Origin of the sequence: Kribbella jiaozuonensis (assembly GCF_005233875.1) — a bacterium.
GTDB classification, from domain to species: Bacteria; Actinomycetota; Actinomycetes; order Propionibacteriales; family Kribbellaceae; genus Kribbella; species Kribbella jiaozuonensis.
Genome location: NZ_SZPZ01000003.1, coordinates 243,697 through 266,599, shown reverse-complemented (window position 1 = coordinate 266,599; position 22,903 = coordinate 243,697). Strand labels below are relative to the sequence as shown.

Here is a 22,903-nt window from a genome sequence, read left to right as displayed (position 1 = left end):
GATGACCAGTGACCTAGTTCTCCACGGAATCAGCAAGCAGTTCAGTGGACACCGAGCGGTCGACAACCTCGACCTGACGGTCCCGTCCGGCTCGTTCTTCGCGCTGCTCGGCCCGTCCGGGTGCGGCAAGACGACGACGCTGCGGATGATCGCCGGTCTGGAGGAGCCGACCGCCGGCAGCATCCGCCTCGGCGAGCAGGAGATCACCGGCCTGCGCCCGTACAAGCGCCCGGTCAACACGGTCTTCCAGAACTACGCGCTGTTCCCGCACCTCGACATCTTCGAGAACGTCGCGTTCGGGCTGAAGCGGCGCGGGGTCAAGGACTTCAAGCCGAAGGTCGAGGAGATGCTCAGCCTGGTCGAGCTCTCGACGTACGGCAAGCGGCGGCCGTCGCAGCTGTCCGGCGGGCAGCAGCAGCGGGTCGCGCTGGCCCGCGCGCTGATCAACCGGCCGCAGGTGCTGTTGCTGGACGAGCCGCTCGGCGCGCTCGACCTGAAGCTGCGGCGGCAGATGCAGCTGGAGCTGAAACGGATCCAGACCGAGGTCGGCATCACGTTCGTCCACGTCACCCACGACCAGGAAGAGGCCATGACGATGGCCGACACCATCGCGGTGATGAACGGCGGCGTGATCGAGCAGATGGGTTCCCCGGCCGAGCTGTACGACCTGCCCGCGACGACGTTCGTGGCGAACTTCCTCGGCCAGTCGAACCTGATCCGGGCCTCGATCATCGGACAGTCCGAGGACGACCTGACCGTCGACGTCCACGGTCGCAAGGTGACCGTGCCGCTGCCGCGGTGCCGGGTCACCGAGGGCGATGTCTGGATGGGGATCCGTCCGGAGAAGGTGTTCATCGCCGCGGCCGGGACCGAGCAGAGCAACGGGTCGAACCAGTTGCGCGGCGCGGTCGTGACGGATGTGAGTTACGTCGGCGTGAGTACGCAGTACCTGGTGAAGCTGCCGTGGGATCAGGAGCTGACGATCTTCGAGCAGAACACCGGTGCGCGGGGGACGTTCGGGGTCGGTGAGACCGTTGATCTGCATTGGTTGCCGATGCACACGTTCGTGCTGGATGCGGAACAGGACGCCCGGGCCGGGGTCGGGGACATCGATGATCCGGATGGCGCCTGATGAGCGCGGTCGGCCAGCTCGGGGCAGCCGCGGCGGCACCGCCGGCGAAGGTGGAACGGTCCGGCCGGCGGTTCACCGGGTACCTGTTGCTGTTGCCGGGCGGGCTGTGGTTGCTGCTGTTCTTCGTCGTACCGCTCGTTTCGTTGCTGGCGGCAAGTTTGTACGATCCGAACGGGTCGATCGAGTCCGGGTTCAAGATGACCTGGCACTTCCAGAACTTCGTCGACACGATGGCCGACTACGCGCGGCCATTCGGACGGTCGTTGTGGTACTCGCTGCTGACGACGGTGTTCTGCCTGCTGCTCGGGTATCCGCTGGCGTACGCGATCGCGATGAAGGCCGGCCGGTGGAAGAACCTGATGCTCGCGCTGGTGATCGCGCCGTTCTTCACCAGCTTCCTGATCCGTACGCTGTCGTGGAAGCTGCTGCTGTCGGACAACGGGTTCGTCGTCGACGCGTTGAAGTGGCTGCACATCCTCGGCCCGGACGGACGGTTGCTGGCGACAACGACCGCGGTGGTGACCGGGCTGACGTACAACTTCCTGCCGTTCATGGTGCTGCCGCTGTACGCCTCGCTCGAGCGCATCGATCCACGATTGATCGAGGCGGGCGGTGACCTGTTCGCCAATCCGTTCACGACGTTCCGGACGGTGACCTTGCCGCTGTCGATGCCGGGTGTGGTGGCGGGGACGCTGCTGACCTTCATCCCGGCGGCGGGCGACTACATCAATGCGCAGCTCCTGGGTACGCCGAAGCAGCGGATGATCGGGAACGACATCCAACGGCTCTTCTCCGCCGGCGCGTATCCGACCGCGGCCGCGTTGTCGGTGACGTTGATGGCGGCGATCGTGGTGCTGGTCCTCCTGTACGTCTGGCGGGCGGGGACGGAGGACCTGGTATGAGGTGGATCAGGCAGCGATTGGTCGTCTTCGTCGCGTTGCTCGTTCTGCTCTATCTGTTCGCGCCGATCGTCGTCGTGATGCTGATGTCGTTCAACGCGCCGAAGAGCAAGCTGTCGTACACGTTCGACGGGTTCACCTGGCAGAACTGGCAGCACCCGTGCCGTCCGTACGGGTTGTGCGACGCGGTGTCGACCTCGCTGCGGATCGGGTTGCTGGCGACGGTGATCGCGACGGCGCTGGGAACGTTGATGGCGTTCGCGATGGTGCGGCACCGCTTCCGCGGCCGCGCCGGCGCGAACCAGTTCATCTTCCTGCCGATGGCCTCGCCGGAGATCGTGCTCGGCTCGTCGCTGCTCGCCCTGTTCGTGTCGAGCGGGTTCGGCGGCCGGCTCGGGTTCTGGACGGTGCTGATCGCGCACGTGATGTTCTGCCTGTCGTTCGTGGTCGTGACCGTGAAGGCGCGGCTGACCGGCATGGATTCACGGCTGGAACAGGCGGCGATGGACCTGTATGCGAACGAGTGGCAGACGTTCTGGCGGGTCACGTTCCCGCTGGTGTTCCCGGGCATCCTGGCCGCGGCGCTGCTGAGCTTCTCGTTGTCGTTCGACGACTTCATCATCACGAACCTGAACGCGGGTACGACGGTGACGTTCCCGATGTTCGTCTGGGGATCGGCGCAGCGCGACATCCCGCCGCAGATCAACGTCGTCGGTACGGCGATGTTCCTGCTGGCGCTCGTCCTCGTCCTGGGGGGTGAGCTGGCGCGACGCCGGCGTACCCGATGAAACTGGCAGCGCTTGCCGGGGCCGAACCGCGAGTCTTCTGGCTCGAGGACAAGTCGGCACCGGAGCCGCTGCCCGCACTGCTCGGTCCGACCACGGCCGACCTGGCCGTGGTCGGCGGCGGTTACACCGGCCTGTGGACGGCGTTGCGCGCGAAGGAGCGGTATCCGTCGCTGGACGTCGTACTGCTGGAAGGCGATGTCTGCGGCTCGGCCGCGAGCGGGCGGAACGGTGGTTTCTGCGACGCGAGCCTGACGCACGGGTATGCGAACGGGGTGGCTCGGTGGCCGTCCGAGATCGAGGAACTCGAACGTCTCGGGCTCGAGAACCATCGTGCCCTCGGCGAGACCATCAGGCGGTACCGGATCGACTGCGATTGGCAACTCACCGGCGAACTCACGGTTGCCACCGAACCTCACCATCTCGAGGAACTCGCAGCCGAGGCCGCCGATCGTCCCGACGCACGGCTGCTCGACCAGGACGCGGCGCGCGCGGAGATCCATTCCCCTACCTACCTGGGCGCTCTGTTCGACCCGTCCCGCACTTCTCTGGTCGAGCCCGCCCGACTGGCCTGGGGATTGCGTCAGGCCTGCCTCGACCACGGTGTACGCATCCACGAACACAGTGCCGTCACGCGCTTGCACTCGCGCTCGTTGCACACGGCAACGGGATCGGTCCGTGCCGACCGGATTGCGCTGGCGACGAACGCGTTTCCCTCGCTGCTGCGTCGATTGCGCCTCTACACGGTCCCCGTCTACGACCTGGTGCTGGTCACCGAGCCGTTGTCCCACGCCCAACTGGCATCCGTCGGCTGGCGTGGTCGGCAGGGGGTCGGCGATGCGTCCAACCTCTTCCACTACTACCGCCTCACCCGGGACAACCGCATCCTGTGGGGCGGCTACCTGCCGCTGTACTACTTCGGGAGCCGCATCGACCCAGGCCTGGAGCAACGAAACTCCATCCACACGATGCTGGCCCGCCACTTCTTCCAGACCTTCCCTCAATTGGAGGGCCTCCATTTCACCCACCGGTGGGGCGGCGTCATCGACACCAGCACTCGCTTCTGCGCTTTCTACGGCACCGCCCACGCCGGCCACACGGCCTACGCCCTCGGCTACACGGGCCTCGGCGTAGCCGCCACCCGCTTCGGCGCCGACGTCATCCTCGACCTCCTGTACGGCGAATCAACCGACCGCACCCACCTGCAAATGGTCCGCGACCGCCCCCTCCCCTTCCCACCCGAACCCCTCCGCACCGCCGGCATCCGCCTCACCCGCTGGTCCATGCACCAAGCCGACAAACACGCCGGCCACCGAAACCTCTGGCTCCGCACCCTGGACGCGATGGGCCTGGGCTTCGACTTCTAGGTACTCCGGGGGAAGAGCCCCCCGCGCACGGTAGGTGGGGAAGGGAAGGCCCCCGCGCGCTACGCAGGTGCTTCCTTCGTCGCTCCGCTCCTCAGCGCACCCGCTCCGCGCGCACCCACCCACCCCCCGCTCATCGCGGTGCATCCCTTCCGGCTATCGCCGGGCGCGGCGGCTGCCGCCGCAGTCAGCGGGCTGCCGCCCGCCGTGCGCGCTTATCGCGCGTCGATTACCCCGCCGACCGCTCCTAGCAAGCTGACCGGCTGCGACGCGCTCAGGCGACCACGCCTGGTCCGCGAGCGGCAGCGACTTGTAGCCTCAGACCCAACTCACACCGCAGCCTTGGACCATCGGTGACTGCTACGTGCACTTACCGAACATGCTCGGATCAGCAGGCTCCAACGGCGGTGGTGAATCAGGACCTGGATCGCCAAGGTTCGCCAAGAAGTAGTTCGTAGCCTTTCCGCCGACGACCTTGTAATCCCCGTCCTCGGGCCGGATGGTCTCCGTGTGACTGGCTCCGTTGACGGCATATGTGATGACGATGCTGAATTCGAAGTAGTTGTCGCAGGCATTGACATTTATGAAGACCTCTGCAGGATCTTCCTGCGAGACTGTGAATGCTGAACCCAACGGGTTGGCATTCACCTCTGGCTCTGGCGTCTGTTTATTGGGATTTTCGACCCCGCGGTCCTTGAGGCGTCGGGTCCCGACCCCGACCGTCTTGTCGAGATTGAGGTCGAACAGCCGGATGGGTGTGTCTCCGCAGCCACCAGATGCGTCAGTCACCGCCCACAAGGGTTGTGACGGATCGGCGCGATGCACATCCGCCGAGATGTCCGTGATCGTCAAGGTGTCCGATGTCCGGCTGGACAGGACAAGGTCGATCTGGCCCTCCCGATACGGGACTCCGACGCCGGCAGCAAACAGCGAAGTCGTGTCAGGACGACCTTTCCGGTAACTGGCGAGTGCTCCAGCCTGTCCGGCCGGAGCCATCGGAACAGGTGAACAGCCGTTGTACGGCCATTCCCGGGAGGCGAATAGCACGCCGTTGCCGCGCCTGTCGTCGACCTGGTCCAGGAGTCCGGGCAGGTAGCGGTCGCGAACTGGATCAACCACCGCCCCTGCAATGAAGCTAGCGCTGCTGGTCAGCAGCACGATGACGACTCCGAACCGCTTCGACCGCTTCCGCGGCTTGCCCTTCTTTTTATCTGACATCATTGCCTCGCCCAGAGGCGACCACCGCAAGAATTGAGCGCGAGCGTGCGCGCATACTCCCCCCAAAAAAGGTTCCGACCCTGCCCAAGCTATCGGTACGCAAAGCGGAACGTTACAGGCTGCAATCGATGAAACTTTCTCACGCGTCGTATGTCTGTTGGTAGAAATATGACGACAGTGATTTGTGTCGATAGCATCGGATGCATGACGGCGCGCCTGGCCGCCATCTGCCGGTGCAGCGCCTGGCCCTGCATCGACACCGCGGCCGGGGGACGACCGACAGTTAAGCGGGCTTGCGCCAGCGCTCGGGGCGTGCAGGCTGCGCAGTCGGGTGCTGCTACGCGGTGTCGGTGCGGGATGTGCGAGCTTTGATCGACCACTTCGTCAGGTCGGTTCGGCGGGCCCTGATGGTGTCAGGTGTGAGTCTCCGGTGCGGAGCTGCCGAGCAGCAGGTCACCATGGCTGGGACCTGGCTCGGCGCGGTGTCGTGGCACGAGACGGCCCGGACGAGCTTCGGATCGGCTCCGGACGCTTAATCGCCCCAGTACCGGCACGGGCGGTCCTCGCGTGGAGTTGTTCGAATCAGCACGCCGGCTGAGTAGTCGCCGCGCGATGAGCGCGCACGGTCCGGCGATAGCCGGATGGGATGCACGGCGATGAGCCGGGGGTGGGTGGGAGTGTGTGGAGCGGTGCGCTGAGGAGCGGAGCGACGAAGGAAGCGCCGCGTAGCACGCGCGGGCTGGACTTACCTTCCTCGCGGGCTCGACCTACAGCTGGGATTCGGCTTCCTTGAGGACGGATCTGAGGATGGATTCTATTTCGTCGAAGTGGGGTTGGTCGCAGATCAGGGGTGGGGAGAGTTGGATGACGGGGTCGCCGCGGTCGTCGGCTCGGCAGTAGAGGCCGGCGTCGAAGAGGGCTTTGGAGAGGAAGCCTCGGAGGAGGCGTTCGGACTCCTCGTCGTTGAAGGTTTCCTTGGTGGTCTTGTCCTTGACGAGTTCGATTCCGTAGAAGTAGCCCGCGCCGCGGACGTCGCCGACCATGGGCAGGTCGAGCAGCTTCTCGAGTGTCGCCCGGAAATCCCCCTCCCGGCTCCGGACGTGCTCGTTGATGCCTTCGCGCTCGAAGATGTCCAGGTTGGCGACGGCGACCGCGGCTGATACGGGATGGCCACCGAAGGTGTAGCCATGGGCGAACATGGTGTCTCCGTGCAGGAACGGCTCGATCAGCCGGTCCGTCGTGATCATCGCGCCGAGCGGCGAGTAGCCCGACGTGATGCCCTTCGCACAGGTGATGATGTCCGGCTGGTATCCGAACCGCTCGGCTCCGAACATGTGGCCCAGCCGGCCGAAGGCGCAGATCACCTCGTCGCTGACGAGCAGGACGTCGTACTCGTCGCAGATCTCGCGGACGCGTTCGAAGTACCCCGGTGGCGGCGGGAAGCAACCACCGGCGTTCTGCACCGGTTCCAGGAAGACGGCGGCGACTGTCGACGCGCCTTCGTTCTCGATCGCGACCGCGATCTGGTCGGCGGCCCAGCGGCCGAACGCGACCGGGTCGTCTCCGTGGATCGGGGCGCGGTAGATGTTCGTGTTCGGCACCCGGAAGGTGCTCGGCACGAGGGGCTCGAACGGCTCCTTGAGCTCCGGCAGTCCGGTGATCGACAGCGCCCCCTGCGTCGTACCGTGGTACGCGATCGCGCGGCTGATCACCTTGTGCTTGCCCGGTTTGCCGGTGAGCTTGAAGTACTGCTTGGCCAGCTTCCACGCCGACTCGACCGCTTCGCCGCCGCCGCTGGTGAAGAACACCCGGTTCAGATCGCCGGGTGCGTACGCCGCGACCCGCTCGGCCAGCTCGATCGACTTGGGATGTGCGTACGACCAGAGCGGGAAGAACGCCAGCTCCGACGCCTGCTTGGCCGCCGCCTCGGCGAGCTCCGTCCGCCCGTGGCCGAGCTGGTTGACGAACAGACCCGCGAGACCGTCCAGGTACCGCTTGCCGCGGGCGTCGTAGATGTAGACGCCGTCGCCGCGCACGATCACCGGGACTTCGCCGGTCTGATAGCTCGACAACCGGGTGAAGTGCATCCACAGGTGGTCGCGCGCCGACTGCTGCAGGTGGGCGAAGTCGGTTTCGGACGGCATAGGGCTTCCCCTCTTCTCCAGGCTGGCCAGTAGCCGACATCGTGCCCGGAAAATCGCGTCCAAGCAAGTGATTTCGTGCCAGGAGAGCCGGTAGTCTGTCGATGTCAGCACTGCATGCCCATATCCGTTGCGGAATCCGTAGGGGAGCTGCGTGAACCTCCTGTTCGTCAACGGCGCGGTCTTCGACGGGACGTCGTACCGCCCGGGGACGGACGTCGGGGTCCGGGACGGCCGGATCGTCGCGGCCGGGGACCGCGCGAGCACGACCGAGGTCGTCGATCTCGACGGCGGTCTGCTGCTGCCCGGGTTCGTCGACGCGCATGTGCATCCGGTGCAGGGCGGGCTCGAGCGCGGTCGGTGCGATCTCGCGCCGGCGCACGGACTCCCGGCGTACCGGGAGGTCGTCCAGCGGTACGTCGACCAGCACCCGGACGTCCCGTGGATCCTCGGCGGCGGCTGGCACCAGCCCGACTTCCCCGGCGGTGCGCCGCGGGCGGCCGATCTCGACGCGGTCACCGGCGACCGCCCCGCGTTCCTGGTGAACGCCGACCACCACGGCGCCTGGGTCAACTCGAAAGCGCTGACACTCGCCGGCATCGACCGCAGTACGCCGGACCCGCCCGACGGCCGGATCGAACGCGGACCCGACGGCGCACCGACCGGCACCCTGCACGAAGGCGCGATGGACCTCGTGAGCCGGCACGTCCCGCCGACCACCCACGAAGAGCTCGTCGCGGCCCTCGAAGACGCCCAGTCGTACCTGCACTCGCTCGGCATCACCGGCTGGCAGGACGCGATCCTCGGCGACTACGCCAACATGCCCGACGCAACGGACGCGTACCTCGAAGTCGCTCGGGCCGGCCGTCTCACCGCCCGCGTCAACGGTGCGCTGTGGTGGCAGCGCGATCGCGGCGCCGAGCAGATCCCGGACCTCGTCGTACGGCGGAAAGCCGCAGACCACGGGCGGTTCCGCGCCGGCACGGTGAAAATCATGCAGGACGGCGTCGCGGAGAACTTCACCGCCGGGATGCTCGAGCCGTACTTCGACGGCTGCGGGTGCCGCACCACGAACACCGGACTGTCGTTCGTCGACCCGATCGAGCTGCGCGACGACATCACCCGGCTCGACGCGGCCGGGTTCCAGGTCCACGTCCACGCGATCGGCGACCGCGCGGTCCGCGAAGCACTCGATGCGTTCGAGCACGCCCGACAGCAGAACGGCGACACGGACCGCCGCCACCACCTCGCGCACCTGCAGGTGGTCCACTCCGACGACATCGCCCGCTTCGTCCAGCTGAACGTGACCGCGAACATCCAGGCGCTGTGGGCGATGTACGACCAGCAGATGGTCGACCTCACCGTCCCGTACCTCGGCCCTGAGCGCGCCAGAACGCAGTACCCGTTCGGCGCGCTGGCCGGGTCAGGCGCGCGACTCGCAGCCGGGTCGGACTGGCCGGTCTCGAGCCCGGATCCGCTCGCGGCAATCCACGTCGCGGTCAACCGGCGCGACGAGTCCACGGCCGAGCCGTTCTTCCCCGAGCAGGCGCTCGACCTCGCGACCGCGCTCACGGCGTACACGCGCGGGAGCGCGTGGGTGAACCACGCGGACGATACCGGCCGGATCGAGACGGGTGCGCTCGCGGATCTGGTGGTGCTGGACCGCGATCCGTTCAGAGCACCGCCCGACGAGATCGCAGCGGCACGGGTTCGGGAGACGTACGTGCAAGGAGAGCGTGTCTACGCATCGACCAGATAGGAACCGTCATGGACACCATCAGCAACATCGTGGACGGCAAGCCGACGAGTGCGCTGAGCGGCGCGACGTACGACGTGATCGCGCCGGCCATCGGTACGGCGTACGCCCGGGCGCCGTTGTCGGGCCCGGAGGACGTCGACCAGGCGATGACCGCGGCGGCGCGGGCGTTCGAGAGCTGGCGGGACACGACGCCGGCCGAGCGGCAGCTGGCGTTGCTGCGGATCGCGGACGCGATGGAGCGGCGGGCGGACGAGTTCGTCGCGGTCGAGAGCCGGAACACGGGCAAGCCGCTGGCGGTCACGGTGACCGACGAGATCCCGCCGTGCGTCGACCAGCTGCGGTTCTTCGCGGGCGCTGCGCGGTTGCTCGAAGGCCGGTCGGCAGGTGAGTACCTGGCCGGGCACACGTCGTGGGTACGGCGGGAGCCGATCGGCGTCGTGGGTCAGGTCACGCCCTGGAACTACCCGTTGATGATGGCGGTCTGGAAGATCGCGCCGGCGCTGGCGGCCGGGAACACCGTCGTACTCAAACCGAGCGACACGACGCCGATGTCGACCGTACTGCTGGCCGAGGTGGCGCAGGAGTTCCTGCCGCCGGGCGTGCTGAACGTCGTCTGCGGCGATCGCGACACCGGCCGGGCGCTGGTGGATCACGACGTACCGCAGCTGGTCGCGATCACCGGGTCGGTACGGGCCGGGATGGAGGTCGCGTCGTCGGCGGCGAGGAAGCTGAAGCGGACCCATCTCGAGCTCGGTGGCAAGGCGCCGGTCGTGGTCTTCGACGACGCCGACCTGGACAAGGCGGCGGAGGCGATCGCGATCGCCGGGTACTTCAACGCCGGCCAGGACTGTACGGCGGCGACCCGCGTGCTGGCCGGTCCGCGGATCCATGACAACTTCGTCGACGCGCTGACCGAGCAGGCCAACCAGACCCGCACCGGTGCGCCGGACGACGAGCAGGCGACGTACGGCGCGCTGAACAGCGAGGCGCAGCTGCACCGGGTGGACGGATTCGTCCGCAATCTGCCCGACCACGCCAGCGTCCGCACCGGTGGCGCCATTGTCGGCGAGCGCGGCTACTTCTACGCGCCGACCGTCGTTTCGGGCCTGCAGCAGAACGACGACGCGATCCAGCAGGAGATCTTCGGTCCGGTCATCACCGTCCAGCGCTTCACCGACGAGGACGAAGCGCTGCGGTGGGCGAACGGCGTCGAGTACGGCCTGGCGTCGTCCGTGTTCACCCGCGACCATGCGCGCGCGATGCGAATGAGCCGCCGCCTCGACTTCGGCTGCGTGTGGATCAACACGCACATCCCGATCGTCGCCGAGATGCCGCACGGCGGCTTCAAGCACTCCGGCCACGGCAAGGACCTGTCCATGTACGGCCTCGAGGACTACACCCGCATCAAGCACGTGATGTCGAACATCGAGGACTAGATCACCTCGAGGTAGTCCTTCCCGGGTAGCTGCGGGAACGGCGCGTGCGGCTCGGTCTGGTACCAGAACGACGTCGACGCCAGGTCGTCCTGGAGTTGCAGGAACCGGCCGTCGCGCCGCCAGCCGAGCGCCTGGACGGTGACCCGTAGGTCCTCGGTGAAGCGGATCGTGTCCTGGATGTGCCAGCGGTAGAGCCCGAAGCGCTGCTGGTTGTCGGAGAACCCGCTCGGCTCGATGACCTGCGGCATCCCGAGGTACGGCGTGGTGAACGTCGCGTACTGCCCTTGCGGATGCTCGAACGCCCACGCGCCGCCGAAGTAGTCCTCGGTGCCGGTGCCGCAGATCGTCGGGTACTCGTCGTCGCCGTCGAGGTAGAACTTGAACTCGCCCTCACCCCACCACCCGGAGTTGTTGCAGCCCCACGCGAGGTACGTCCCGACGTACTGCCCCTGCCCGCGGACGCCGTCGAGCAGCGTGTGCACCTCGCCGTACGGGACCGGGTTGCTGCGACGGAACTGCGCGTGGAAGTACGCCATGTCGTCCGGTACGTCGGTGCGGAGGAAGTCGACCTGGTAGAAGAAGTTCTCGATCTCGGTCTCGAGCAGGTTCTCGATCGTGATCCGGGCCCCGGCGCGGAACGGCATCTGCCAGTAGCTGTTGAACCCGCCCTTCGGGTTCACCGCGATCGGCACCGAGCTGATCTGGCAGTGCCGTCCCCACCCGTTGCAGAAGAAGTCGCCCAGCGGTACCTCGACCGACGGCGTCTCCTCGTCGTCCCAGTACGCCCGCAGGACGAGCGACCGCCAGGTGTTCGAGTCGACCGTGATCCAGAGGTGCGTGATCGCGCCGGATCCCTCGATCTCTGCGAGTGTCGTCGTCGACCCGGGGGCGAGGTTGATGCACGGCTGGATCTTCCAGCCCGGGCCGAGGTCGCGCGCGTGCTTGGACAGGATCCCCTCGGTCGCCCGTGCGCCGCCGGCCTTCGCGCCGTCCGGGTTCTCCGCGCTGATCGAGTAGGACCGCGCGGACGAGAGTCGCGCCACGTTGCCGAGATGAACGTCGAGCCCGTTGAAGTCACCCATAGGCCACGACTCTATGGGCGCAGTAACCTGCACGCATCATGACCCGCATTGCCATTGACGGCGGTCAGTCCGCCCTTCGACTCCGCGTTCTTCCGTCCGGCCGGACCGGTGAGGGACCTGGTTACACGCACGGACCGGACGCTCTGCACCGGATGCTCGACGCGATCCGGACCGCCGCGGTCGCGGCGGACGTGACCGGTCCGGTCGAGCTCGTCGCTCTCGGTCTCACCGGATATCCGCAGGCATCCGCGGAAGCCTTCGCCGCCGACGTCGGCGAGTTGCTGGACGCCGACGAGGTCCGGCTGACCCAGGACATGGTCACCGCGCACGCCGGAGCGTTACCTGACGGGTACGGCGTGGTGGTTGCTGCTGGCACCGGACTGGTCTGTCTCGCGGTCGACCGTGACGGCACCTGGCGCAAGCTCGACGGGCACGGGTACCTGTTCGGGGACGCGGGCAGCGCGTTCGCGATCGGGCGCGCCGGGCTGGTCGCCGTACAGCGTGCACGCGACGGTCGCGGGCCGGTCACCAAGCTCGCCGACACCGCGCTCGATCCGGTCACGCTGTACCGCTCCTCGACGCTGGTCGACGACGTCGCCCGGTTCGCTCCCGAAGTACTGCGTTGCGCGGCCGAGGGCGATCCGGTCGCGCACGAACTCGTCGTACGCGCAGCCGGGGACATCGCCGAGACGATCGAGGCCGCGGTCGCTCAACTGGCCGGCGAGGGACCTGTCCCGGTCGCGTGCGTCGGCGGTCTGTTCGCGGGCGCCGGCGAACAACTGCTGGCCCCGGTCCGGGATGCCCTTCCGTCGCGCGCACGCCTCACGCCCGCGGCCGGCAACTCGCTCGATGGTGCCGAACGGCTCGCCACCGGACCGGCCGGGACGTACGCCGACCTGATCGTGACGCACCGGCGATGAGAACTCTCGCCCGCGGCAGCCTCGTCGTGTCCTGCCAGGCGGGCCCCGAGAATCCCATCCACGGACCCGCTGCGATGGCGCTGATGGCGCAGGCCGCGGAGGCCGGCGGCGCGGGCGCGATCCGGGCGAACGGGCCGGACGATATCGCCGCGATCCGTGCGGTGACCGACCTGCCGATCGTCGGGCTGCACAAGCTGGGCGATCCGGCCGGCGTCTTCATCACGCCGACGTACGGGTCGGCCGCCGGTGTCGTCGCCGCAGGTGCGGACCTGGTCGCGCTCGACGCGACCCTCCGACCTCGGCCGGAGCGCTTGGACGAACAGATCACGCGGATCCACGACGAGCTCGGCGTACCCGTGATGGGCGACGTGGACAGCCTCGACGCCGGTCTCGCGGCCCGGGAAGCAGGCGCCGACTTCGTCGCGACGACGCTGTCCGGGTACACCGACGGGCGTACGCCGACCGGACCTGACGTCGAGCTGGTCCGGCAACTCGCGACGCGGCTGGACTGCCCGATCATCGCCGAAGGCAGGATCTGGACGGCCGAAGATGTCATGAGCGTCCGCGATGCCGGGGCGTACGCCGTCGTGGTCGGCACCGCGATCACGAACCCGAGGGACATCACTGCCCGCCTCGTGGGCGCCCTTGCGGTCCGATAGAGACTTGTCATCATGCTCGCCGCTGAGACGACCTCGATAATTCCGGTGTTGGCCGTTTATCTTGGCTTTCATCGTCAGATCAGTGCCGGTATGACCGTTGGAGCCCCCACGTGACCGAACTCCTCCTGGCTGCGACGTCCCTGGACGTCACTCCGCCCCCCGGCCATCGGCTCGACGGGTACGCCGCTCGCGCCGGTGTCGCAACCGGTACTGCGGACCCGCTGCGAGCCACGATGATCTGGCTGTCGAGCGCGGACGACCCGGGTGTGCTCTGGCTCACGCTCGACGCGATCGCGGTCGGTGCGGCGCTCTGTCATGAACTCGCAGAGGCCGCCGGCGCCGCGGCCGGTATCCCGCCGTCGCATGTCGTCGTCTCCGCGTCGCACACGCACTCCGGGCCGTCCGGGTGGACCGGCGAGATCCACCCGATCATCCCGGCATCGCGAGAGCGGGATCTCGTCGACTCGCTGATCTGCGCCGTGCGGGGCGCTCGGCTCGACCGGCAGCCGGTGACGGCGTCGTGGCGTTCGATCGAGGTGATCGGCGTCGGCACCAACCGGCATCGTCGCAACGGTCCGCACGACAACACGGCCGGCATCCTCGCGATGCACTCGCTGTCCGGTTCGCTCGAGGCGGTGCTGTTCGACTTCGCGTGCCACCCGACGACGTACGGCCCCGAGAACATGAAGTACTCCGCCGACTGGCCGGGCGCCACCCGCGCGGCCCTCGCGCCGGCCGTCGTCGGCTTCCTCCAGGGCGCCGCCGGCGATGTCAGCCCCCGCTTCACCCGCCAGGGCCGCGGCGCCGCCGAAGTTATCCGCCTGGGCAGTCTGATGGCAGGCCGCGTCCGCGAGGCGTTGGCCGGGCCCGGGCTGGAGCTACCCCAGTCGCCGCCCAGGATCCGCCGTACGACGCTGACTCTGCCGGTGCGCAACATCCCGTCGGCCGAGGACTCCGAGAGACTCGTCACCGCCGCCGAATCCCGCGCCACCGGCACCGACGACCCCTCCGGCCGCATCTCCCAGACCCGCCTCGACGGAGCCCGCGGCCAGGCCCTGATGGCCGCCGCCGTCCTCCCCCCGGCCCTGGACCTCTCCGTCAGCGCCATCACCATGGGCGACGTCTGCTGGATCAACCTCCCGGTAGAACTCTTCGCCGTCCACGGCGCCTGCCTCCAGTCCGACAGCACCCACCCCATAACCCGAGTAATCGGCTACACCGACGGCTACTACGGCTACGTAGTAGATCCCTCAGCCGCCGAAGCCGGCACCTACGAAGCCCTAATAACCTTCTTCGACCAACCCACCACCAACACCCTCCTCACCACCACCGCCACCTTCGTCAACAGCTAGGCGCCGGTGGTGCCGTCCAACTGTTCTCGGAGGATGTCGGCGTGGCCGTTGTGGCGGGCGTGTTCTCGGATGAGGTGGACGCCGGCTGATTCGCCGGGGATGTCGGCTCGGGGGCGGCCGGCGAGGATGTGCTGGAACCAGTTGCGTTCGACGCCGGTCAGGTGTTTGACCAGGCCGATCGGTGTGGTCGCGGAGGGTACGAGCCTTCGTCGGGCGTCTGCTTCCGACAGGCCACGGAGTTTGTCCACCGTGACCTGTCGGTGCGAGTCCAGGAAGGCTTCCAGGGTTTCGCGTTCTCCCGCCGTACGGACCAAATCCTCCACGTGAGGACGCTATAGCACCAGTTCCGGCTGGAGCTTCTTGGCCGGCCAGACGCGCTGCTTGCGAGCGGCCAATGTCGACGCCGCCAGCGCGACGGCCAACCATGCGCCCAGAACAAGCAGGTCCCGGCCCAACGATGTCCCAGGCCCGCCGTACATGAGGTGCCGTACGCCGTCGATCGCGTAGCTCATCGGGAGCGCGTGGTGGAAGAAGTACAACGGCGCGGGAATCGTCTGCCACGGGAACGTACCGCCGGCGCTGACCAACTGGACAACCATCAGCACCAGACCAAGGAACTTGCCCACAGCACCGAACCAGGCCGACAAAGCATGCAGGATCGCGACGAAGGTGAACGACGTCAGGATCAGGAAGCCGACCGTCAGCCAGGGATGGGCAGCGTGGATGCCGAGCCCGAGCACGACGGCAACGAACACGAGCGTCGCCTGGATCGCGCCGAAGAGGGCCGGAGGCAACCAACCGCCAAGGGCGACGCGGAACGGCGACTGCAGTGCAGCGAGCGCCCGCGGTGACAGCGGCCGGACGAGCAGGAACAACACGTACGCACCGATCCAGCACGCCAGGCTGAGGAAGAAGGGCGCCAGACCAGCGCCATAGCTGTCAGCCGTCGCCTGCGAGACGTTCTGCAACGTGACAGGTGCACCCAGCGTCTCGGCAACAGCCTTGCGCTGGTCGGCGGACGGGTTGGGGATCTGCTTCACGCCGTTCGCCAACCCGGTGTTCAGCTGCGTCGCACCGGTCTTCAGCTGACCCACTCCAGTGGCCGCACTGTTCACCCCGGTCAGCAACTGCCCTTGACCCACAACAGCCTGCTTCTCTCCGGCCGCGAGCTTCTGCGCACCGGTCTGCAGACTGCCCAACCCGGTCTTCAGCTGACCAGCACCCCTATCGAGCTGATCCGCCCCATCGGCCGCCGAGCTGATCCCGTTCGTCAGCGCCGGCGTCACATCCGCCAGCGCAGCCGCGCCGTTCGACACCTTCCGCGCACCGACAGCGAGCTGGTTGAGCTGCTTGGACGTCGACTGGATCTTGGTGTTCGCCTGTACGACGGGAGCCCGCAGCTTCGCCGTCTCCAGCAGAACCTCGCGGATCTGGTGCTGGCTGAACCCCTGCGCCTTCAACCGGGCAGCGAGTTGGGTGTCGAACGTCGAGAGATCCTTCACCAACGTGCTGGACGCCGTGGCGACCTGCTTGCCGGCGCCGGCGATCTTCTCGTTGCCATCGGCAACCTGATCCGCACCGGCGGCCAACGACTTGGTCTGCTTCGGCAGCGTCGCCGTCTTCCGCTTCAACGTACCCAGACCGTCGTCCAGCTTGGACGCGCCGGAAGCCAGCGAGGTCGCACCCTGCGACGCCTGCGCAGTACCCGTCGCCAGCTGCGTCGCACCAGCAGACAACTGCTTCTGCGCAGTGTTGAGCTGAGCGGCACCCGTCTGCAGCTTCCCAACCCCGGCCGCCGCCGAGGCCAGCCCGTTCTCCAGCTTCGCAGCACCCGCCGCCGCGGAGCCCACCTGCTTGTGAATGGTGTTGTACCCCGCCAGCAGCTGCGAGGCCGCCGTCTCACTCACCTGCGACGCAACCGTCTTCGTCACCTGCGCAACGACCTGGTTGGCGATCGTGTGTGCGATGTAGTTGTTGGCGTCGTTCGTCAGCAGCTCCAACTGCGCCTGCCGCGGCGTGAACTCCGCACTCGACGCCAGATCGGACGAGAACGACTTCGGCAGTACCAGCGCGAACTCGTACTTCCCGTCCGACACCCCAGCCGTCGCGTCCGCACGGCTCACCTCGTGCCAGTCGAAGCTCTTGGACTTCACCAGCTCCGTTGCGACCTCGGGTCCGACGTTCAGCTTCTCGCCGGTGGCCAGCGTCGTACCGGCGTCCTCGACGACAACCGCGGTCGGGATCTTGTCGAGCCGGCCGTACGGATCGTGGTTCGCGTACAGGTACAGCCCGCCGTACAAGACCGGCACCAGCAACAGCGCAACGACGGCCAGTTTGGGCAACCGCCCGGCCGTCAGACGCCGTAGCTCGCTCAGAGCCATCCGCAGCGCGGTCACGCGTCCGCCTCCTCGACTGCCTCGATTGGCGCAACCGGAGCCACCGGAGTGACCTGCACCGGGTCGGGCTGATCCGTCTCACCCATCTGCGCCGCCTTCACGTCCAGCAACCTGGCGGAGGCGTCAGCGCACGTAATGATCACGCCGTACCCCTGAGCCGCCAGATCGCGCCCGAGCGCGAACCAGCCGTGCGGATCACCACCATGTCGATCCGGCATCGTCAGAATGACCACCTGTACGTCGGGGCGCGCCACAGTCAGCTCCGCGAGCAGTCTGGTCCGTACTGCGACTGGTAGGTGCTCGAATCGCTTGCCTGCATGCTCCGCGGCGTCATGCTCCTCCAGCCACTCCAGCACGGCCCTCCGCCCCGCCTTGCGACCGGCGATCGCCAGCTCCTCGCCTACAACCCTCTGGACCGGCAGAGCGTCATCCGGCTCGGTGATTCCCGGTGCGTCGACCACTGCGACCCGTCGCCGCAGCAGAGCTGGGTCGGTCTGGCCGTCGAGCCGCACAGTCCCCGTGTCCGGCTTGAGGCGCCCCGACAGACCCAGTGCCGCCGCAACGTGCCCAGCGCCCGGGTATCCGGTCAGCAACACCACCTGATGATCTGCGACCGACACCGACGTGGCGTGCAGCATCGTCGCGTGCGGACCCTGCACGCTGATCCTGGTGGCTTCGAGCTCCATCCTGCGTTCCCCGATTCAATACGGTTGTGTATTCAATACAGAGCTGTATCCTACTCGTATGGAAACGCCCAAGCGCCGCCGCTCCAACACCCGGGCCCGCCTGCTCGAAGGTGCGTCGGAGGTGTTCGCCGAGCGCGGGTTCCACGGCGCCTCGGTCGAGGACATCTGCGAACGCGCCGGCTTCACCCGCGGCGCCTTCTACTCGAACTTCGCGTCCAAGGACGAGCTCGTCCTCGCGCTGTTCCAGGCCACGACCGACCGGCTGCTCGAGCAGATCGAGGCGCTGCTCCCCGAGCTGGCGAACCAGCCCGGCACGCTGCTGGACGCCGTCCTAGGGCTGCTCGACGAGACCGCGCCTGATCAGCGGCAGTGGCATTTGATCTCCACCGAGTTCACGCTGCACGCGCTCCGCGACCCGGAGGCGGCGCGGGCGCTCAACAAGCAGCGGGCAATGTTCCGCGAAAGCCTGACCAAGCTGGTCGAGCAGATCACCGAGACCAGCGGGCTCATCCTCACCGTGCCCGCGGAGCAGTTCGTCCGCCTCATCATCGCCCTCCACGAAGGCGCCCGCTCCCAGAGCCTCCTCGAGCCCCGCAAACTCCCGGCCGGCCAGCTCGAGCACACTTTCCTGCCGATGGTCCTGGAAGCGGTCAGCCGACCTTCACGTTGACGGTGTGCAGGCCGGTCGAGCCGTTCGGGGCCGGGGGCGCGGAGGACTCGATCTGGGCGTTGCCCTTGTCGTCGGTCGCCCTCACCTGCAGGACGTGCGAGCCGCGTGGCGCGTCCCAGGTCCAGTGCCACTGGCGCCAGGTGTCGATCGACGCGTCCGTCGCCAGCGTCGCTTGTTGCCATGGGCCACCATCGACGCGGACCTCGACCTTCGACACCCCGACGTGCTGGTCCCACGCCACGCCGGCCACGGTCACCGGACCGGGGTCGAGCTTCTTGCCACCGGGTACGTCGATCCGCGACGACAGCTTGATCGGTCCGAGCTCGGACCACCCGCGCGGCGTCCAGTACCCCTCGAACTGATCGAACCGCGTCACCTCGATATCCACCAGCCACTTCGTCGCCGACACGTAGCCGTACAGCCCGGGTACGACGATGCGCACCGGGAACCCGTGCTCGACCGGCAACGGCTGCCCGTTCATCGCGAACGCGAGCATCGCCTGCCGGTCGTCGAGCAGCGTCGGCAGCGGCGTACCGGCGGTGAATCCGTCCTTCGACGTCGACTGGATCGCGTCCGCGTCCTTGGACGGACCGGCCTCTTCGAGCAGGTCCTTCAGCAGTACGCCGGACCACAGCGCGTTCCCGATCAGGTCGCCGCCGACCTCGTTGCTGACGCAGGTGAGCGTCACCCACTTGTGGACGACCGGGCGCTTCATCAGGTCGTCGAAACTCAAGGTGAGCTCGCGGTCGACCATCCCGTGAAGGCGCAGCTTCCAGTCCGCGGGCACGATCTGCGGTACGGAGAGCGCGGTGTCGATGCGGTAGAAGTCGTCGTTCGGAGTGACCCACGGTACGGCGCCATCGGCCTGGACGCCGGGCGGCGGAGTGAGGCTCGGCGGTTGCGGAAGCCGGAGCTGTTTGCGCGCGCTGGCGACCGCGGCGCGGTTCCCGCCGACGACCTTGCCGAGCAGAGCGAATGCGGCGGAGCCGAGCGCGACGCCGCCCGAGAGCTGCAGGAAGCCGCGGCGGCTGACACCGTCGTCGGGATGATCGATGAGCGGTTCGAGCCGTCGGCTGAACAGGCGCAGGACCAGCAGCGCCGTACCGCCGGCGAGTGCTGACGGGAGGAAGCCGGTCTGCCCGGAGTCCGCGCGGGTGAAGGCCGCGACGATCGCGACCGCGCTCAGCCCGATGGTGATCAGCGCGCCGGCCCAATACCGCCGTACGGCGAGAATTCCGCCGACCGCGGCGAGGATGACGACAACGATCAGGATGCCGGCCCGGAGCGCGGTCTTGTCGTGGGTGCCGAACCACGAGATCGCGAGGTCCTTGAGCCACGGCGGAACGCGGTCGATGAATGCCGACCCGATCGCCACGACCGGCGTCTGCGGGGTGCCGAGGAAGCCGGCCGCCACGCTGCCGACCGCGAGTCCTGCGAGTGCCGCGAGTATGCCGCCGACGGCTCCACGCCACCTGGTTCCGCCGGGGGCCTTCGGGTCAGCTTGTTGCTTCACTTCTCAACCATTGCGCGACGAGGCGCCCGACACCAGCCGGGCGCCCCATTCGTTAGTCGCGGGTAATGCTTGATCTCAGATTCGGTCAGGGGTGATGGGTCCGAGCCCCGGTCGGCCGTTCGGCCAGCGGCGGGCGTTGTCCCGGACCCGGCGGAGCCGGCCGAGGACGAGGTCCCGCTCGTCGGCCAACTGGGACATCCAGAGGCTGTCGATCTCGAGCAGGTGGTCCGGCAGTGCTTCGCGCAACCGCCGCTTCCCCTCCTCGGTCAGGACTGCGAACGAGCCGCGGGCGTCGTCGGGACAGGGCTCCCGGCGTACCAGCCCGAGGTTCTCGGCTCGGTCGACCAGCCGGGTGATGCCGCCGGTGGTGACGGTCAACTCCCGGGCAAGCGAGGTCAAACGCTGCTTCTCACCGTGGCTGCGGGCAAGCCGCAGCAACAGTTCGAACATTGCCATTTGCAGTCCACTGCGCTTCAGAGAATGGCGCATCAGGTGATCCAGCTCGGCTGCTGCTTCTCGCAGCAGCCCGTAGGCCGTCAGCACGTCGCTTTCCCAGGGTTCGGCGGCGCGAGTGGGTTCTGCATCGGCGAGCGCTAGGGGCGAGCAAAGCGAAGGCGCGATGGTCATGCGCGGACTCTATTAGCTGACTAGGTCACTTCGCTACACGGGGTGACCCTTCGGCTACAGATCGACCCGCAATCGCAAGACCCCTGAGCGTAACGGAGCATCTGGTCTAGCGCGGAGTGAGGGTGCCTGTGGATAACTTCCGCGGCAGTCCCGCGATTTTTGCCAGGCTTCTGCCGTGAGGTTGTCCACCGGCGGATCGGGGAGTCAGATGAGCGACACCAGCGAAGAAAAGTCACCGTTCGGCCGCGGGTTCATCGCGGCGAGCATCGTCATCGGCGCGGTGGTGCTCTGCGGCGCGGTCCTGCTGATCGGGAATCTGACGTCCTCTGGCGCCACCCCGGCTCAGGCCCAGCAGCAAGCCGTTGTGCCGACGGTCCCGGCGACTGAGCCTGGCGGCGGGGAGCCGGCCGTGCCCACGACCCCGGCCGGCGCGCGGCCGGCGAAGTCCGGCGGCTGCAACCGCGCTGCCGGCGATCAGTCGGTGCCGCAGCAGCCGCCCGCCGTGGACGGTTGGGAGGTGAGCAGCCGCATCGTCGTACCGCGTTCGTCCGGGTTCGGCCCGGCGAAGACCGACGCCGACGGGTTCCGTCGCTGCTTCGCGCACTCACCGACCGGGGCGGTGTACGCCGCCTACAGCGCGTACGCCGCGATGGCCGACCAGGACAAGGTGGTCGCCACGGCGCGCAAGCTGATGGTGCCCGGCCCGGGGACGGACGCGCTGATCCGCGAGCTGCAGACCGACCAGTCCGCCAGCGGGTACACCGTGCCGCAGCTCGCCGGGTACCGCGTGATCGACGCCGGCCCGGACCGCGTCAGCTTGATGCTCGCCACCTCGGTCAACACGGCGTACATGAGCCTCACGCTGACGCTCGTCTGGCATGACGGCGACTGGCTCCTGCAACCACCGGCGGTGGGCGAGCCGGTGGGCGCGCCGTTCTCCCAGCACCGTGACCTGTCCGACTTCGTTGCCTGGAGTGGTGTCTGATGTGCGGAAAAATGGACCTCGGTTGTTACATCCAGGACGGCTTCCAGTCCGTCGCCACCAGCGCGATGGACCAGCTCGAGCAGGCGGTCACGGATGGCGCGCTGAACACGCTGAACGCGATGACCTTCTGGCTGAAGCCCGACACCACGGACCTGCTCGCCAAGGAGCACGGCGACTCCTGGACGAACAGCGGCACGGTCGACTTCCTGCAGAGCAACCTGCTCAGTGTCACGGCGGCCGTGTTCGTCGTCGCCGTGCTCGTGGCCGGCATGCGGATCGCCTGGGAGCAGCGGGCGCGACCACTGCAGGAGCTGCTGAAGGCTGTCGTGACCTTCGTGGTGGTGGGAGCGGCCGGGACGGCCACTCTGCAGGTGCTGGCGTCGTGGTCGGACGCGTTCTCGGTCGGCATCATCAATCACGTCGCCGGCGGCATCAAGCTGCAGACGGCGTTCGGCGGCAGCTCGCCCCATGAGTTGTTCGCCACTGCGATGCCCGGGTTCGTCGCCATCATGACCGGCCTGGCGGTGATCGTCGCCTCGGCGGTCCAGATTGTGCTGATGCTGATCCGCTCCGCGATGCTGGTGCTGCTCGCAGGCGCGTTCCCGTTGGCCGCCGCCGCGACCAACACCGAGATCGGGCGAACGTGGTTCAAGAAGTTCTGTGGCTGGTCGCTGGCGTTCGTCGCCTACAAGCCGGCGGCGGCGCTGGTCTACGCGGCGGCGATGAAGATGGGGCACGACAGCGCCTCGAGCTCGAGCGACGCCGTCATGCAGGCGATGGCCGGGATGATGATGCTGGTGCTGGCGATCTTCGCGCTGCCGGCGCTGATGCGGTTCATGGTTCCGGTCACCGCGGCGGCGGCCGGCGGAAGCGCGGGGATGGGCAGTTCGGTCGCCGACCCCGGTGGGATGGCGACCGGTGCGGTCAACGTCGGCAGCTCCGGCGCAGGGTTCGGCGGACGGGGGAGCTCTGCCGGGAGCGCCGCCGCGGGTGGCGCCGGGGCGGGTGCGACCGGTGCGACGGCTGTCGGAGCCAAGGCGGCCGGAGCCGTCGCCGGCCCTGCGGGTTTCGGCCTCGCGGCCGCCCGGAAGGTCGGAGGCTCCGTCGCCGGAGCAGCGGCGCACTCGGCCGGCGAGTCCGGAGGCGGCGCGATCACCCCAGCCTCCGCCCACGGCCCAATGTCCGGCCGCTCGCGCTCGCACTCACCGGCACAACAGCGCACCCCCGAACCCGTAGGCCCAACCGGCGCCAGGTGATCGCCGCCCGGCCCGGCTCGGTC

The 22,903-nt window shown here is 68.0% G+C and carries 20 protein-coding genes; 12 read left to right on the top strand and 8 right to left on the bottom strand.

Annotation, left to right across the window (positions count from 1 at the left end; all coding sequences use genetic code 11):
- The first annotated feature begins 1 nt into the window (after window position 1).
- Genes FDA38_RS20910 through FDA38_RS20895 form a run of 4 tightly spaced genes read left to right on the top strand, consistent with a single transcriptional unit; the run spans window position 2 to window position 4,183 of the window.
- The gene (locus tag FDA38_RS20910) at window positions 2-1,132 is read left to right on the top strand and encodes an ABC transporter ATP-binding protein (RefSeq protein ID WP_137255793.1); all 1,131 of its coding nucleotides are present in this window, start codon (window positions 2-4) and stop codon (window positions 1,130-1,132) included.
- On the top strand, window positions 1,132-2,034 hold the full coding sequence (locus tag FDA38_RS20905; protein ID WP_137255792.1) for an ABC transporter permease: 903 nt from the start codon (window positions 1,132-1,134) through the stop codon (window positions 2,032-2,034). Before FDA38_RS20910 ends, FDA38_RS20905 begins: the two co-directional genes overlap by 1 nt.
- Window positions 2,031-2,819, top strand: a complete 789-nt coding sequence (locus FDA38_RS20900; RefSeq protein ID WP_137255791.1) for an ABC transporter permease — start codon at window positions 2,031-2,033, stop codon at window positions 2,817-2,819. The genes FDA38_RS20905 and FDA38_RS20900 overlap by 4 nt, the downstream gene beginning before the upstream one ends.
- The gene (locus tag FDA38_RS20895; protein ID WP_137255790.1) at window positions 2,816-4,183 is read left to right on the top strand and encodes an NAD(P)/FAD-dependent oxidoreductase; all 1,368 of its coding nucleotides are present in this window, start codon (window positions 2,816-2,818) and stop codon (window positions 4,181-4,183) included. The genes FDA38_RS20900 and FDA38_RS20895 overlap by 4 nt, the downstream gene beginning before the upstream one ends.
- 357 nt (window positions 4,184-4,540) lie before the next feature.
- Here FDA38_RS20895 and FDA38_RS20890 read toward each other — a convergent pair whose 3' ends face one another.
- Both FDA38_RS20890 and FDA38_RS20885 read right to left on the bottom strand, forming a co-directional pair.
- A complete protein-coding gene (locus FDA38_RS20890; protein ID WP_137255789.1) occupies window positions 4,541-5,398 on the bottom strand; it encodes a hypothetical protein in 858 nt (285 codons plus the stop codon).
- A gap of 767 nt (window positions 5,399-6,165) precedes the next feature.
- Complete coding sequence (locus FDA38_RS20885) at window positions 6,166-7,542, bottom strand: aspartate aminotransferase family protein (RefSeq protein WP_137255788.1); 1,377 nt, start codon at window positions 7,540-7,542, stop codon at window positions 6,166-6,168.
- Between the two features lie 151 nt (window positions 7,543-7,693).
- Here FDA38_RS20885 and FDA38_RS20880 point away from each other — a divergent pair, with 151 nt between their 5' ends.
- Both FDA38_RS20880 and FDA38_RS20875 read left to right on the top strand, forming a co-directional pair.
- Window positions 7,694-9,298 (top strand): amidohydrolase, encoded by a 1,605-nt coding sequence (locus FDA38_RS20880; RefSeq protein WP_137255787.1) that lies wholly within the window; start codon window positions 7,694-7,696, stop codon window positions 9,296-9,298.
- Window positions 9,299-9,306: 8 nt separating this feature from the next.
- A complete protein-coding gene (locus FDA38_RS20875; protein WP_137255786.1) occupies window positions 9,307-10,734 on the top strand; it encodes a gamma-aminobutyraldehyde dehydrogenase in 1,428 nt (475 codons plus the stop codon).
- On the opposite strand, the gene FDA38_RS20870 is transcribed toward FDA38_RS20875, so the two are convergent.
- Window positions 10,731-11,816, bottom strand: coding sequence for a glycoside hydrolase family 172 protein (locus FDA38_RS20870; RefSeq protein WP_137255785.1), 1,086 nt, complete (start codon window positions 11,814-11,816; stop codon window positions 10,731-10,733). The two genes, FDA38_RS20875 and FDA38_RS20870, sit on opposite strands and share 4 nt — an antisense overlap.
- A 38-nt stretch (window positions 11,817-11,854) precedes the next feature.
- Here FDA38_RS20870 and FDA38_RS20865 point away from each other — a divergent pair, with 38 nt between their 5' ends.
- The 3 genes from FDA38_RS20865 to FDA38_RS20855 all read left to right on the top strand — a co-directional run bounded on the left by FDA38_RS20865 (window position 11,855) and on the right by FDA38_RS20855 (window position 14,747).
- On the top strand, window positions 11,855-12,736 hold the full coding sequence (locus FDA38_RS20865) for an N-acetylglucosamine kinase (protein WP_137255784.1): 882 nt from the start codon (window positions 11,855-11,857) through the stop codon (window positions 12,734-12,736).
- Entirely contained in the window at window positions 12,733-13,395 is a 663-nt protein-coding gene (locus tag FDA38_RS20860; protein WP_137255783.1) for an N-acetylmannosamine-6-phosphate 2-epimerase, read from the top strand. Before FDA38_RS20865 ends, FDA38_RS20860 begins: the two co-directional genes overlap by 4 nt.
- Window positions 13,396-13,505: 110 nt before the next feature.
- On the top strand, window positions 13,506-14,747 hold the full coding sequence (locus tag FDA38_RS20855) for a hypothetical protein (protein ID WP_137255782.1): 1,242 nt from the start codon (window positions 13,506-13,508) through the stop codon (window positions 14,745-14,747).
- Here FDA38_RS20855 and FDA38_RS20850 read toward each other — a convergent pair.
- Genes FDA38_RS20850 through FDA38_RS20840 form a run of 3 tightly spaced genes read right to left on the bottom strand, consistent with a single transcriptional unit; the run spans window position 14,744 to window position 17,829 of the window.
- Entirely contained in the window at window positions 14,744-15,070 is a 327-nt protein-coding gene (locus FDA38_RS20850; RefSeq protein WP_137255781.1) for a mycothiol transferase, read from the bottom strand. The two genes, FDA38_RS20855 and FDA38_RS20850, sit on opposite strands and share 4 nt — an antisense overlap.
- A 9-nt stretch (window positions 15,071-15,079) precedes the next feature.
- The gene (locus tag FDA38_RS20845; protein WP_137255780.1) at window positions 15,080-17,143 is read right to left on the bottom strand and encodes a YhgE/Pip domain-containing protein; all 2,064 of its coding nucleotides are present in this window, start codon (window positions 17,141-17,143) and stop codon (window positions 15,080-15,082) included.
- Window positions 17,140-17,829, bottom strand: a complete 690-nt coding sequence (locus FDA38_RS20840) for an ATP-binding cassette domain-containing protein (protein WP_137255779.1) — start codon at window positions 17,827-17,829, stop codon at window positions 17,140-17,142. Before FDA38_RS20840 ends, FDA38_RS20845 begins: the two co-directional genes overlap by 4 nt.
- A 58-nt stretch (window positions 17,830-17,887) precedes the next feature.
- On the opposite strand from FDA38_RS20840, the gene FDA38_RS20835 reads away from it, so the two are divergent.
- Entirely contained in the window at window positions 17,888-18,499 is a 612-nt protein-coding gene (locus FDA38_RS20835) for a TetR/AcrR family transcriptional regulator (protein WP_137255778.1), read from the top strand.
- Here FDA38_RS20835 and FDA38_RS20830 read toward each other — a convergent pair.
- The gene (locus FDA38_RS20830; RefSeq protein WP_137255777.1) at window positions 18,480-20,012 is read right to left on the bottom strand and encodes a molybdopterin-dependent oxidoreductase; all 1,533 of its coding nucleotides are present in this window, start codon (window positions 20,010-20,012) and stop codon (window positions 18,480-18,482) included. The genes FDA38_RS20835 and FDA38_RS20830 overlap by 20 nt on opposite strands.
- 75 nt (window positions 20,013-20,087) lie before the next feature.
- Complete coding sequence (locus tag FDA38_RS20825) at window positions 20,088-20,639, bottom strand: MarR family winged helix-turn-helix transcriptional regulator (RefSeq protein ID WP_233714825.1); 552 nt, start codon at window positions 20,637-20,639, stop codon at window positions 20,088-20,090.
- A gap of 208 nt (window positions 20,640-20,847) precedes the next feature.
- Here FDA38_RS20825 and FDA38_RS20820 point away from each other — a divergent pair, with 208 nt between their 5' ends.
- Window positions 20,848-21,624 (top strand): hypothetical protein, encoded by a 777-nt coding sequence (locus FDA38_RS20820; protein WP_137255776.1) that lies wholly within the window; start codon window positions 20,848-20,850, stop codon window positions 21,622-21,624.
- An 11-nt stretch (window positions 21,625-21,635) separates the two neighbouring features.
- Window positions 21,636-22,880: a hypothetical protein gene (locus FDA38_RS20815; protein ID WP_233714824.1), complete on the top strand. Its 1,245-nt coding sequence runs from the start codon at window positions 21,636-21,638 to the stop codon at window positions 22,878-22,880.
- Window positions 22,881-22,903: the final 23 nt, after the last annotated feature.